Source organism: Pedobacter sp. (assembly GCF_040513095.1).
Taxonomy (GTDB): Bacteria; Bacteroidota; Bacteroidia; order Sphingobacteriales; family Sphingobacteriaceae; genus Pedobacter.
The window spans coordinates 1-13,893 of sequence record NZ_JBEVDX010000009.1 but is presented as its reverse complement, the minus strand read 5'-3'; the positions used below and the strand labels follow the sequence as shown (position 1 = coordinate 13,893).

At 43.7% G+C, this 13,893-nt stretch carries 12 protein-coding genes and 1 tRNA gene; 4 read left to right on the top strand and 9 right to left on the bottom strand.

The genetic code is table 11. The annotated features are described in order from the left end of the window. A partial coding sequence (locus ABWY16_RS01305; protein ID WP_353902843.1) for a TonB-dependent receptor occupies nt 1–708 on the bottom strand: 708 nt, incomplete at its 3' end. Nucleotides 709–1,005: 297 nt separating this feature from the next. Next, on the bottom strand, nt 1,006–1,656 hold the full coding sequence (locus tag ABWY16_RS01300; protein WP_353902842.1) for a DUF4142 domain-containing protein: 651 nt from the start codon (nt 1,654–1,656) through the stop codon (nt 1,006–1,008). 146 nt (nt 1,657–1,802) lie between these two features. Between ABWY16_RS01300 and ABWY16_RS01295 the strand changes: the two genes are divergently transcribed. The 3 genes from ABWY16_RS01295 to ABWY16_RS01285 are packed head-to-tail and all read left to right on the top strand — an operon-like array spanning nt 1,803 to nt 3,781. Next, on the top strand, nt 1,803–2,534 hold the full coding sequence (locus tag ABWY16_RS01295; RefSeq protein WP_353902841.1) for a dioxygenase family protein: 732 nt from the start codon (nt 1,803–1,805) through the stop codon (nt 2,532–2,534). Nucleotides 2,535–2,543: 9 nt separating this feature from the next. Then, the gene (locus ABWY16_RS01290; RefSeq protein ID WP_353902840.1) at nt 2,544–3,044 is read left to right on the top strand and encodes a hypothetical protein; all 501 of its coding nucleotides are present in this window, start codon (nt 2,544–2,546) and stop codon (nt 3,042–3,044) included. Then, the gene (locus tag ABWY16_RS01285; RefSeq protein WP_353902839.1) at nt 3,041–3,781 is read left to right on the top strand and encodes a pirin family protein; all 741 of its coding nucleotides are present in this window, start codon (nt 3,041–3,043) and stop codon (nt 3,779–3,781) included. The genes ABWY16_RS01290 and ABWY16_RS01285 overlap by 4 nt, the downstream gene beginning before the upstream one ends. A gap of 3 nt (nt 3,782–3,784) precedes the next feature. Here the strand turns inward: ABWY16_RS01285 and ABWY16_RS01280 are convergent, their stop codons facing one another. From ABWY16_RS01280 to ABWY16_RS01270, 3 genes are all read right to left on the bottom strand, one after another. Then, nucleotides 3,785–4,459, bottom strand: coding sequence for a DUF1345 domain-containing protein (locus ABWY16_RS01280; RefSeq protein ID WP_353902838.1), 675 nt, complete (start codon nt 4,457–4,459; stop codon nt 3,785–3,787). Between the two features lie 119 nt (nt 4,460–4,578). Then, entirely contained in the window at nt 4,579–5,106 is a 528-nt protein-coding gene (locus tag ABWY16_RS01275) for an RNA polymerase sigma factor (protein ID WP_353902837.1), read from the bottom strand. A gap of 639 nt (nt 5,107–5,745) precedes the next feature. Next, nucleotides 5,746–5,816 (bottom strand) — tRNA-Cys (locus tag ABWY16_RS01270). Nucleotides 5,817–5,998: 182 nt separating this feature from the next. Here ABWY16_RS01270 and ABWY16_RS01265 point away from each other — a divergent pair. Next, the gene (locus ABWY16_RS01265) at nt 5,999–9,382 is read left to right on the top strand and encodes a DEAD/DEAH box helicase (RefSeq protein WP_353902836.1); all 3,384 of its coding nucleotides are present in this window, start codon (nt 5,999–6,001) and stop codon (nt 9,380–9,382) included. Nucleotides 9,383–9,421: 39 nt separating this feature from the next. Here ABWY16_RS01265 and ABWY16_RS01260 read toward each other — a convergent pair whose 3' ends face one another. From ABWY16_RS01260 to ABWY16_RS01245, 4 genes are all read right to left on the bottom strand, one after another. Beyond that, nucleotides 9,422–10,105, bottom strand: a complete 684-nt coding sequence (locus ABWY16_RS01260; RefSeq protein ID WP_353902835.1) for a hypothetical protein — start codon at nt 10,103–10,105, stop codon at nt 9,422–9,424. Nucleotides 10,106–10,121: 16 nt separating this feature from the next. Next, nucleotides 10,122–11,732 (bottom strand): alpha-amylase family protein, encoded by a 1,611-nt coding sequence (locus ABWY16_RS01255; protein ID WP_353902834.1) that lies wholly within the window; start codon nt 11,730–11,732, stop codon nt 10,122–10,124. 36 nt (nt 11,733–11,768) lie between these two features. After that, complete coding sequence (locus ABWY16_RS01250) at nt 11,769–12,575, bottom strand: DUF4249 family protein (protein WP_353902833.1); 807 nt, start codon at nt 12,573–12,575, stop codon at nt 11,769–11,771. Between the two features lie 4 nt (nt 12,576–12,579). Beyond that, nucleotides 12,580–13,893 (bottom strand): TonB-dependent receptor plug domain-containing protein (locus ABWY16_RS01245; RefSeq protein ID WP_353902832.1); only part of this gene is annotated, 1,314 nt, incomplete at its 5' end.

Sequence of the window (13,893 nt, the reverse complement as noted above, 5' to 3'; positions counted from 1 at the left end):
TACACCGGCTCCGGTAAAGAAACCCTGACGCACATCATAAGGTGCAAGATCAACCTGGATCTGATCGATGGCATCCAGTGAAATAGGCTGTGAACTTGCCTGTCCGCCCAGTGTTCCCGACAAACCAAATGAGTTATTAAATAAAGCACCGTCAACAGTAATGTTGTTGAATGTGCTGCTTCTTCCACCAAAACTCATTGAACTGGTAGAACTTGCCGAAGGCGTAAGTTTTGTAAAATCAGATAAAGACCTGTTGATGGTTGGCAATGCATCGATCTGCGCTCTGGTGATAGTCTCTCTGGCACCTGTGCGGGAAGAGTTAATCACTTTACCCTGCTGACCTATAACGTTTACCTGTTTCAGGTCTGTCGCGCCATCCCTAAGCTCTGCATTGATAGCTTCATCCTGACCAATCGAAAGACTGAAATTGTCTCTTACATAAGCATTGAATCCTACATATGTAATTCTTAATGAATATGGCCCGCCAACCTTAACGTTAATTAAGTTATAACGGCCATTGGCTCTTGTGGTAGCCGAATAAACTGTACCTGTAGGTACATGGGTAAGTACAATAGTAGCTCCCGGTATTGGTGCTTTTCCATCTGTAACCACACCGTTGATTGATGCAGTTGTTACACCCTGGGCAAAGGCGGAACCGCCCCACACTGTTGTAATCAGTAATAAAATTAAAAGTAATTGTTTTTTCATCCGCTGTTTTTAATGACTCAGTTTTCTTTATTGAAAACGGTACGAAAGTAAAGGTCATCTATTAAGCGAATATTAACAAGAAGTTAACTGCAATAACTTAATTTTTTATGGTGTTTCATTGACAAAAAAACGATTTATACAGGACAGAACGGTATGCCAGATTAAAAAGGGATTAAAAACGCATTAAAACAGAATTAATTTTGGTTAATTACGTAGGATATAGGAAATAATCAGCAGACAAAAAATAAAAAAAGGAGAGACACTATGTGCTTCTCCTTAATAACTGTAAATAATAGCCTAATTTTTATGTTTCTTGTCAACATTTGGCAAATCATCGCCTCTGTTGTCAGGTTTTTTTACCATAATCACAGAATCAATACCGATAGCCATTTGATTATGCTGCTGAAGTACCGGAAGGGTTTTCAAAGCAAATGCCCTCAGTTTTTCATTTTTGAACTTGGTAGCACCATTAAACAGGTCCACCGTTTTGGCGTGGTCCTGAACCATCATGTCCATATAGCTCTGATCATATTCGTTCGCCTCTGATTGTCTCATTGCCGCCAGGTGCTTTTGCTCTTCCGATGGCAGCGCCTCAGGAACTTTCACGCCCAGGCTTTCGGCAATCTGCTGCAGTTCCTTGTTTGCTGCAGTATGATCAGTGATCATTCTTTTTGCGAAGGCCAGAACCTTCGGGCTCTTGCTTTTCTGGGTAGTGAGGTTTCCCATTTCAACTTCCATTACTCCGCCAATTGCGGCTTTTTGAATAAACGCTGTTTCAGCAGGCTGCAGACTTGATGAGTCATTTTTAACCTGGTCATCAGATACAGTAGTAATTGCAGTATCTGATGATAAAGTTGTGGTTCCGTCTTTCTTTTCTGCTGATGGGCTGCAGGCAACTATAGATAAGGCTATGCCGCCCAAAAGGGCAAAATTTCGAATGTGAGTCATAGGATAGATTTTTTTAATTTTTACCATTTAACACCGCTATATATAAATGGTTTTAATTTATCGGTAAAAACTCACTATCAACCGATACTTGCATTTCCAGCAGCAAACTGCAGCCTATATTTAACTCATCTAAGCGCAACACCAACATGGAAAGAAAAAAGTTTTTAAAGAGTTTGATGATCGGTGCATTTTCTACCCCTATCATTATTGACGCCTGTTCTAAAAGCGATGGTTCAGCAGAGAGCACAACAACTTCTGGTACACCCGGCACAGGTGCATCAGGATCAGCATCCGGATGTAACCTGGCTCCTACAGAAACTGAAGGGCCATTTCCTACAAAAGTACCAGCCTCCTATGTAAGATCTGATATCACCAACGGGCGCACAGGCTATGCCTTATCAATAAAGATCACAGTCGGAAACAGTAACAGTAACTGTGCAGCTATATCAGGGGCGATCGTAGATATCTGGCATTGCGATGCAGAAGGTAACTATTCTGAATATGGAGGCAGCGGCATGCAGAGCACCAACTACCAGACCCTGCATTTCCTGCGCGGCCGGCAGACAACGGATGCAAACGGATTGGTGAGCTTTACCTCAATCTTTCCGGGATGGTATAGCGGCAGGGCAACCCATATCCACGTGCATATATATAATGCCTCAGGTACCTCACTAAAAGTTACCCAAATCGCATTCCCTGAAGTTACGGGCAGTGCAGTACTTGCTGTAAACGGCTATGCCAAAGGAATGACCGGCTATACTTACAACGCAAAGGATAATGTGTTCAGTGATGATACAGCCGGAATAGAAATAGCTACAGTAACCGGAAGCGTTACTACCGGTTTTGCCCTGACAATGAATGTCAGTGTACCAGCTTAATCGAAAAGAATGTCTGTAAGGATCATTAATCTCAGCTATCGTAAAATCATAGATGCCAAATCCACAGGCATCTGGGAACAGCTTGTTTTCAACGATACCTATACGGAGTTCCTGATGCAGTCCCAGTATTATAACCAGGAAAAGAAATATACTTCTTTTGCACAGCTCAGCCAGCAGGTACCCGATGCCGGAAAGTTACACTTCCTGGTCAGTGCCGCCTGCATCGAGTATTTACAGCAGCTGAATGAAAGAATCCCGGACATCCATAATATCCTTGGAAATAAGTTCCTGAATTTTAAGAACTTTCACTTTGAGATCATCAATTCAGATATTCATCAGCGTGCTGCTCACCAGGTTGCAATCACCTTTTACTCAGAACCCCTGATCTGGCATGATACCTTAGGCAATTACCTCCTGGTCTCACAGCATGATGCCAGCAAGCCTGAACTGACTGACCTTGTACAGCTGGTACCTTTTCTATCTGTCCATTCCTTAAAAGTTATCCCATGATCAGGCAACTGCCAGCAAAAATATTCCTCTCTGATCAGCGCAGAATACGGCAGTCAGACGTCCACCGGTCATTCAGTACGTTCAGTTACGGGGCTCATGAAAACACACACAAATTCAATTTGTCGAAACTTTTCGTACTGAATGACGAGGAGCTTGCCGGTACAGGCTCGGTGACCATACAAATCAGACAGGCATCTTATATGATATTGCTGCCCATTACCGGCGATCTGGAGTACAGCAGTTCCGAGACTGCGAAACTCAGCATCGGTGTAGGAGAATTAAGAATCTTCAGCCTGCCCAGAAAATCAACTGTGCTGCTCTCCAACCCTTACCAGGACGATACGATCAATTACCTTCAGATCTGTGTCAAAGCTGAACGTAACCTGGACCTGTCCGGGCTGTACAACTTTGACCTGGATAAGGATGACAACCAGCTGATCAGGTTATGTTCGCCGGTAACAACATTCTGTATCAATATCGGAAGGTTTAAAGGAAGATCTGAAGGGGTTTATCATTTGCGGAACAAACACAGCAGACTGTTAAGTTTTGTGATTTCAGGTGCCTTTGAAGTGGAGCACCGCCTGCTGCACATGCGTGACGGCCTTGCACTGTCTGATCTGGAAGAAGTAGATTTTGAATCGCTGAGCGAAGGGGCTGTCCTCCTCCTTATTGAAATATTCGGTACAGACAATTCTGTCAGGAACCGGGGTATATCCGGCCGGTCGGGCCGGAAGTAATCCTTATTTACTGATCAGACTGGAGATAATATTGATACTCAGCGCCACAATCACTGTGTTAAATGCAAAAGAAACAAGGCTGTGCATCAAGGCCAGACGCCGGATACGCTTGGAACTGATTTCTACATCAGATACCTGGAAGGTCATGCCAATCACAAAAGAAAAATAAGTGAAATCAAGGTAATCGGGCTCCTTCTCTTCCGGAAACTCCAGCCCCTCTGTATATTTTGAAGCTTCAGCATCTTTTAGCCCGGGCGCATTTTCATAGTACAGGTGTGCATAGCGGAATACAAATATGGTATGCACTAAAGCCCAGGAGCAAACCACAGCAGCTATTGAGAGGAATACATGCATCGACAGTTCCATTCCACTGAGTTGTTTTGTGGAACTCAATAACAGGATCACTACAAACAAGCTCGCTAAAGCAGCGGCCAGCACAAACATAAAAATCAGGGTACGGTTACTGTCCTGCACCTTCGCAATCTTTTTCATCTCCAGCGGATGAGTAGTGAGGATGGTAGACCAGTAAAGCCCAAGCATCACTACAGAGAAGGTGATCCAGGTAATCACGAGACTCGTGTTAAAAGAAACTTTCGTGTGGACGGTAAAGAAGATGATCAGTGCTGATACAAGAGAGATCAGCAGTTTATGGTGTGCATCCAGTCTTGTAATATACATTTACGGTGGCGGGTTATAGTTCAAAAGAATACACAATGGTAAACAAATAAAACTATAATATCAGCGCTGATCATCTTTTATCGGGCATTTGGCCGGCAGCTAAGCTACTTTAGGGGCAGCTAAGCAACTTTAGGTAAAACGGTCTGATAATGCATTTTCAGACTTTTTTTAAGCAATTGCCTGGCTACATGTATCCTTGTTTTCACTGTTCCTATTGGAATATCCAGCTGCTCTGCAATCTCATAGTATTTAAAGCCCTCAAAGTATTTCAGAAAAGGAATATAATATTCGGGTTGTAATTTTGATAATGCTTTATAAATATCCTCCATCACAAATTTACCGTCACTATCATTTACACTTGCACTGTAGTGCAGTTTATCTGAAGTTATCTCATCAGTTACAGTCATGATAGAATTGGTTTTGGTAGCCCTTCTGTAATTGTTGATGAAGGTATTTTTCATGATGGTGTAAAGCCAGGCTTTAAAATTAGTTCCCTCTTTAAAATGGGTAGAGTAATTGATTGCCTTTAACATCGTGTCCTGAACCAAGTCGTTTGCGTCTTCAACATCTCTTGTAAAAGAGATTGCAAACGAGTGCAGAGAGTCTTTGTAGCTGTAAAGCTGGTAGTTGAAGTCGTTGGTGCTCATATTTTTGTTTTTCAAGTTAGATACCTGAATATTTACAAAGCACATACCAAAACAGCCCAATTGTCTAGTGATAATGCCAAAAACGTCAACAAAAGCAAATTGTCAAAAACTAATACATCTATATGTGGCACAACCTACAGTTTTGCTTGCCGGGAGTCTTGAAAAACATACAATATTCTCCAATTCCGGCAAATGAACTGATAATAATTTACTACAATGACTCCGTCACAATCAGTTTTATAATTTAAGGGATCTTTTGATGCGATTCATCAGAACAAGATTATACCCCGATTTGGGAATACCGGCAATAGTTGGATTTTTTGGTTAGAAAAGGGATTTCAAATACAACTGAAGGGGATTGTTGTCCCCTCCAGTATATCAAACACACCAATTTGAGAGCGAAATTTTAGACAAGTTCTTTTAGCTGCACTTGCTGAAACTAAGCATGCGGTAAACGTAGCTAAGTAATCACATTTATCAAATTATATTACGTGAACATACAGATTACCGTGGTGAACGAAACTTTACGGTTAGTTATCATTCAAAAAAAAATACCCCAGACTATCCGGTCTGGGGTATGAACAAAACAAAACTTAGATCTAACCAAAAATCTAATATCTTTCTGTCAATGGACAGCTGACGTCATGGACGGAATCGAACCGCCGTTAAAGGTTTTGCAGACCCATACCTAACCACTCGGCCACATGACTATTTAAAAGAATTAAAACCAATCTTTACCAACATTGCTGTTTACAGCAAGGCAACAATCTTTAAATTCCCGACTGACAGCAAATATAATAATGTCTACTTAAATAGTAGTATTTATTTTAAAATAATATTCAGCTCCTGATTTTAAGCATTCGGCAGAAAGGGCTATCTTAGCTGCCAAGCCATGTCAAACAAGCCCGATTCATCTGAACCTGCAAAATACAATCCCGATACTTTTATCTGGAATGATTTCAAAATCAATGAATTGAGCACTGTTGAGATACTCAGACGCAGCGCCGGACTGGTAGATAGTACCGTCAAAGCTTACCTTGATCTTCATCCTGAAAACATTTCCACTGACTTTGCCGCCTTTACAGATACCGACAGCCAGATCAGGTTTCCGCAGGTAAGTATACGCCAGCATCAGGATACCCTGATCCTCTCCTGCCGCTGTGCAGCAGATAAACAGCTGATGTGCGAACATCAGGTCCGTGTATTGTTCAACCTGATGAGCAGACAGGAAATCCGTATATTTTTTGATGAGCAACTGAGACTGGAGAAAATCAGGGCTTTTGCAGTGGCCTACGGACTGGAGAATGAAAAAAGACCGGAGAAGTTTTTTGGTGTAGCATATGTCCGTAAAAAATACGAGATCGTATGCCTGGTTAAAGACCTGTTACCTGTAACCCGGGAGAAAAACAAGCATTTACAGGAACTGCTCCTTCCCGCAAACCCAAGCCCCTGGCTAAAAAACCAGGACGAAAGCAAAACAAGGATACTGGTACTGAAGCAGCACAGGTACTATACGCATTTCCAGGCCGATCTGCTGGAAGCCACGGTCACGGGCAACGGGAAACTGAAAAATCCGCTGAAGGACTTAAATCCGATGGATTACCTCTGGTCCACCGAAAATATTGATGAACTGAAATTTTATACAGCAGTCAGCAGGTTTCAGCAAAACTATGAGTCAGAAAAACCTGAAATTGAAATCGAAGGCCTGAAGGCGCTGGTTAAAAACCCGCTGCAGCTTGCTGTTTATTATCATGATGCAAAGGTTTCCCAAAATATTACAGTCAGTTCAGCAAAGCCGGTGAAGGTTAAGCACCAGAAAACCGACATCAATTTGTATGTATCACTGGAGAAAAGCTTTTATACCATCACAGGCGAAATAGTATTGGATGGCAAGGCATATGACCTGAAATTGCTGAATATCATATACAGGTATTTTATATTATATAGTGGAGTGATGCACCTGATTGATAATGCCGACTTCCTGAAGGTGATAGAATTCTTCAGGCAGCACAACAATCACCTGGTGATCCACGAATCCAGATTCAGTGTTTTTCAGGAAGATATCATCTCTAAACTGGAGCACCGGATCAATGTAACCTACTCCTATCTGAAACCCGCTACAGCAGAGCAACTGGAACATAGTGATTTTGATCATTCCATAGAAAAGATCATCTATCTTTCAGATTCAGAAAACTATGTTTTGATTACTCCTGTGATGAAATACGGCAAAGTAGAGATCCCCGTTTTATCCCGCAGGCAGATTTATGCCACAGATCAGTCGGGCAATATCTTTTCGGTGGGGCGCAACAAAGAGGATGAACTCAGGTTTATCACCATGCTGAGCAGGCAGCACCCCCATTTTTCGGAACAGCTGGACGGGGATGCTCTGTATCTTCACAAAAAGCGCTTTCTGGATGAAGGTTGGTTTTTGTCAGTATTTGAAGAATGGCGCGATCAGCAGATTACCGTACTGGGCTTCAATGAACTGAAAGGCAACAATATCAATCCCCATCCCGTAAAAATAAGTATTGCAGTAAAGAGTGGCCTCAATTGGTTTGACACTACTTTCGAAGTCAGGTTCGGTACACAGAAAGTTTCGCTTAAACACCTGCACAAATCGATCAGGAACAAAAACAGGTTTATCCAGCTGGGAGATGGTACCATGGGCATCCTTCCGCAGGACTGGATTGATAAATTTACGGCCTATTTTACTGCTGCAGAAATTGTGGAAGACACCCTGCGCACGCCGAAAGTGAATTTCTCAGGTATTGCTGAAATGTACGAAGAGGAGGTTTTATCGGCCGAAGTCAGGATGGAACTGTCAGCATACAAAACGAGGATTAAGAATTTCAAACAGATCGGACAGCTGGAAGTTCCCGCAGAACTGAACGGGGAACTGCGGGACTACCAGAAGGAAGGGCTCAACTGGCTCAATTTCCTGGATGAGTTTGGCTTTGGAGGCTGTCTGGCAGATGATATGGGATTAGGAAAAACGATACAGATTATCGCTTTTATCCTGTCGCAACGCAAAAAAGAACATCAGAATACCAATCTCGTGGTTGTACCCACTACGCTGATCTTTAACTGGCAGGCAGAGATTGCCAAATTTGCACCGGATATGAAAGTACATACTGTCTATGGTGCAGACAGGATAAAGGATATACGTATGTTTGAAGAGTATGAGGTTATCCTTACTTCTTACGGTACGCTGCTGTATGATATCGGATGGCTCAAAAAGTATCACTTTAATTATATCTTCCTGGACGAATCACAAACGATTAAAAATCCGGACTCACTGCGTTATAATGCCGTGCGACTGTTGCAGTCACGCAACAAGATTACAATGACGGGAACACCAGTAGAAAATAATACGTTCGACCTCTACGGGCAGTTATCATTTGCCTGTCCCGGTCTGCTGGGCAGCAAACAGTTTTTCAGGGACCATTACTCTAAGCCAATTGATATCTTTAAAGATAACACCCGCGCAATCGCACTTAAAAATAAGGTAAGCCCTTTTGTGCTGCGCCGGACAAAAAAGGAAGTTGCCGCTGAACTGCCGGATAAAACCGAAATGGTAATCTACTGTGAAATGGGCACAGAGCAAAAAAATGCCTACGATGCCTGTAAAAACGAATATGTCCGTTTCCTGACGGGCGAAAAGGAAGAGGATCTCCCCAAACATACGCTGCACGTGCTCAAAGGAATAACACAGCTGAGGCAGATCTGTAACTCCCCTTCCCTGCTGGGTGACAACCTGCTGCATGGGCTGGCTTCATCTAAAATAGATACGCTGTTGGAGGAAATTGAGAGCCACTCCCCTCAGCATAAGATACTGGTGTTTTCGCAGTTTGTTTCCATGCTTGACCTGATCAAAAAGGAACTGAAAGCAAAGGATATTCCTTTTGAGTACCTTACAGGACAGACCAAAAACAGGGAACGCAAGGTAGATAATTTCCAGAACAACCCGGATGTGCGTGTTTTCCTTATCAGCCTCAGGGCCGGTGGTACAGGACTGAACCTTACGGAGGCAGATTACGTTTATTTGGTTGATCCCTGGTGGAATCCCGCAGCAGAAAACCAGGCTATAGATCGCTGCTACCGTATCGGACAGAAAAAGAATGTAGTAGCTGTACGGCTGATCTGTCCGGATACTATCGAAGAGAAAATCATGCAATTGCAGGAGACGAAAAAGGAGCTGGTCAGTGACCTCATTCAAACCGATGGCTCTTTGCTGAAGTCGCTGACCAGAAATGATTTACTAAAACTATTCAGTTAATAAATCTAAAATGTTATACCGGTATGAACTGTGTTTCAATTAGCTGGCTTTAAGGCCAAACCTGTAACTGATCGACTGCCCCTCTATCTCCAGCGCAATCTCATGCGGCTGTCCGCTGTTATCCCTGTAAGTTTTTCCTTTCACAAATTCCGGCAGCTCCTTTTTGCTGATCTGCTCAAAATAACTCTGGAAATCTTTAACCAATGCCTCTTCGGTTTTAGCTGCGTTCACAAGCGTTTGTTCAGGTAGAGCGTCAGAACGCATGTCGTCCAATGCCAGCATCACCACGTCAAAGTACCAGGAGTTTGTCAGCTTCATTGCTTCTATTGCAAAGCCATCCGCAAACCCCAGTAAATTGTGTCTGAAACTGGTGCCTTCATCCATAAAGAATCGCAATCCTGTAGATTTTGTCCATTCCGCACGTTCACCCTGATCGCCATTGGCGCTCACACCATAAAATGCAACAATGTATTCCAGCGAACCTGTTTTGATCTCTTCCTCATGATTGATATTTTCGTCCAGGATCTGCTGTGATACACTTTGCATCAGCTGATCAAAATAAGAGGAATCCTGTGTAAAACTCATTCCGGCTATCGTTACCCCCGGCAGGCCGCCGCATCCTCTTCTGGCCAGGATACCATTTTTATAGATTTTGATGTTCAGGGCCTCTTCCGTTCCCGATTTTACTGTGATCAATACGTATTCTACTTCCGACTTATCCATTTATTCTTTTACCCTGTTAATTTTTCTCCACAAAAACGGGTGTTTCTGTGAGTGTGATAGTTAAAATCCCTTTTGGAGTGGCTACAACCTTAGCCTCCATTTGTGCCGCTCCCGGAACCAAAGTGTAAACTGTGGCCGAGCTGGCTCCGGCTAAATCCAGCTTGTAGGCCGCATGCCTGTCCCTCTCATCCGGTACAAACATCACAAATATTTTCCGTCCATTCAAACCATAAACATCAACAACAGGATCAGTACCTAAATTTTCTAAAAAATGGAAATTGCCGATCAGCTTTTTTGTCTGTGTAAAATAGTCAGTTACAGGGCGTTTGTTATGCCCTTCCGCCAATCCTGCACTGCTGTATTGAATTGTACTGTTCGGGTCTACATCGTCCAGCATATAAAAAAAGCTGCGGCTTATTCCATGTCTTACATATAAAAATGCAGACCTCAGTATCCAGTCGGCCTGTGTAATCAGTGCTGTTTTTTCGCCAATGGCGATGGCACGTTGTGGACTCTTGCTATTGATATCATAACCCGATTCGGTATTCCATACTTCTGTCCCGTTGGCATATTTCTTTGCCATCGCAACAAACTCATCCGCAATCCTGGCCGCCTGTGACAGTTCCGGTGGTTTACCTACTTCAGCATCACCACTGGAGTATGCATCATTATTGTATGCATGATAATTGATGACATCAAAACAAAGGTTTACTGAACCATCAGCCTTGTAACCCCGGTTCTTTTTGCACCAATCAATCATTTTTATCACGTATTTCGGATCAGGGTCAGACAGCCCTCCCATCACCACCTTCATCGAGGGATCAGCAGTTTTCACTCCCACATTTTTTCCCAGTTTACCCATATGTCCGTCGTAGAAGGCCGACATATTTGCAGCATATTCCTCTGCATTCTGGTGTGCTTCCGGTCCCTTCCAGGTCTTATCGCGCTCATTGTCACATTCTATATAGTTTACGTAACCGAGGCCGGTCCTCACATAATTTATCTGGTCATTCGTCCAGCGGGGCTTGGTGTTCACAGACATTAATGCAGCGGGAACCGACTTATTATGCCCATACCTGGCAGCAAACTGGAAAGCTACCTTAGCTTGTTTGATATAGGTAGCGGGGCTACTGCGGTTCAGTCCATAGGGTGCCGGTACATTTTCAGCATTGCGTTTGTCCTCAGGATAGGTTTCCACCAGCCAGTCGGGGCACAGTTTTAAATCCGCCAGGATTTCTATACCTTCTGATTTAGCCCATTTGTATATCATATCATAGTTCCATCCGCCGGAGTGTACGGGATTGAATGTATAACTTCCTTCTTCAGTTTCCAGCTTTGACCAATCCATATAATGCCTTATGCCCCCGAATGAGCGCATAACCTGCTTTCGGGCCTCAGGAATAACCGAAGGATTATCATCTGAAAAATCCCATTCAAAAGCATTGACACCTAAATGGTTGCGGAACAAACTTGGGTTAGCCGGGAAAATGCGTTTTGGTGCAGCTTTGCCCTTTACGGCTTTATACTGAGCAACACTGGCCTCCTGACTAACGGAAGAACGTTGTGCATTTGTGCATGAACTGCTCAGTAAACAGAAAGATATAATTGGTACTAAAAGAGGTTTCATAGGAGAACGTTGTATTCTAATATAATCAATTAATCTCTAAAATTTAGCTGTCACAGTTAATTTATTGCTACGGCAGGCGTTAAAAACACCGATAGCACCTCCGGAGATATTACTGAGCGGATTTGATGGCGTAGAGGCATCCTGGGCAATAGTTGTTCCCAAAGTCCTGAAATAGTCGTACACCCCTTTATCAATACACTGCAGTTCCACCGTCATCACATCCCCGTTTCTGATGAGCGGGTTTCCATCTGCCGGCTCAGTGCTGTACCAAAGCTCCCCATCGAAAGTACGGCCATCAGCTGCTTCGTCGCTCCGCACATAGGATCCTTTGATGATTGTGCCGTTCAGCCATTGCCGTAACCTGTAGTAGTTCCCTTTCCCTACCGGATCGCTGAATACAGGAACCATAAAAACATCCTCATTATCAAGGGATGAACCCGAAGCATAGAGTTTGTCAATCCTCAGCCCTCTCAGCGGCATGGATGAGGTAGCTGTATAAGTTTTGCCGCTTAGTATGACCGTGAGCAGATAAGAACGGCCACCCGTTCCCTGTAAAACTGAAGTCTGATAATTACCCAGGCCGGAGTATTTAAGCGTTTCAGATATTCCGGTAGTCAGATCTTTGATTGTTACCACTGCGTCGCTCCTGCCCGGAAAATCATTGTTGTCAGCAAAGTTTTTTGATTCGGAAACCCTCACGGTGTATGGCCCTTTAGCGGCAGTAATCTCCCCTTCGATTACAATCTGAGACTCAGAATCATCCAGATTAACGTTAATCACTTTTTCACAGGAACTGCAAAGCAGCAGCAATAAAAAGGTGAGGTAAGCAAAATTGAACTTCATGGCGTTAAAATTTAAAGTTATAGGTTACCGATGGTATGAATTTAAACAAAGATGTTTGTACCGCCTCAGTTTTGGAAGGGTCCCTGGCGTTCTGCCTGAAGGTGATGGCATAGGCATTTTCCTGTCCGTATGCATTGTACAGGCCAAAAGCAAGTTCAGAAGAGAACGTTTTACGCTCCTTCAGTTTCCAGGTAGCACTAAGGTCTAAGCGGTGGCAGGCCGGCATCCTGTAAGCATTGCGTTTGGTATATAAAAAAACAACCTGGTTATCCATAAAATATTTCCCGCTGGGGAAAGATACCGCATTGCCGGTATAATACACAAAGGTGGATGAGAGAGACCATTTCTTATTCAGTTCATAAATGCCTACTACCGAAATATCGTGGCTTCGGTCCTGACGCGAATTGTACCAGCTTCCCCCGTTGATCCCGTCAATCTGTTTCTGGGAGCGCGACAAGGTATAACCTATCCATCCCATAAGCCGGCCTGTCTTCTTCCGCAGTAAAAGTTCCAGTCCGTAAGCCCTGCCCCTGCCGAACAGTAACTGAGGTTCGATAGCATCGTTGCTCCTGATGTTTGCTCCATCGCGGTAATCTACCTGATGCTGCATCCGTTTGTAATAGGCTTCAGCACTGAATTCAAAAGCATTTTCACTCAGGTTCCGGAAATAGCCCAGAGCAAACTGGTCGGCGATTTCCGGCCGGATAATGTTGTTGGTGGCAACCCATTTATCTGTTGGACTGCTGGTCGCGGAGCTCGACAACTGATGCAGCGACTGCGTGTTTCTCGAGTAAGCAGCCTTTAACGAAGAGAGGTCATTGAGCTGGTAAGCAGCTGAAAAGCGCGGTTCCAGATTGAAGTAGGTTTTAACGATCTTTCCCTTTGTATAGTGAAGGGTATCAGTGATGCCGCCTGCTGTATTCAGGTTATAAAAGTTATTGTCGCCCCCAAGCACCGAGAAAGCACTCAACCTGAGTCCGTATTCTATTTTCAGCCTGCCGGATGCTTTCCATTCGTTGCTCAGGTATATACCGTTTTCCCAGCTATGGGTATCGGGTTGGCTTGTAAGGGTCAGATCGCCACTGTACTCTCCCGGCCTGATGGTATGGTACACAGAATTGAGCCCCATCTTCCAGGTGTTTTTTGTATCCGGGTAGAAGCTGAATTCCTGTTTCAGGTTCCAGTCTTTGATCTGCGAACTGATATGTGCTTCAAAACTCCGGTTATTTTCCAGGTCGATATTGTATTGATAATCACTGTAGACGACCGAGGTGTTCGAGAAAAGCTTCGGGTTAAACTCATGGTTCCATCTGAGCGT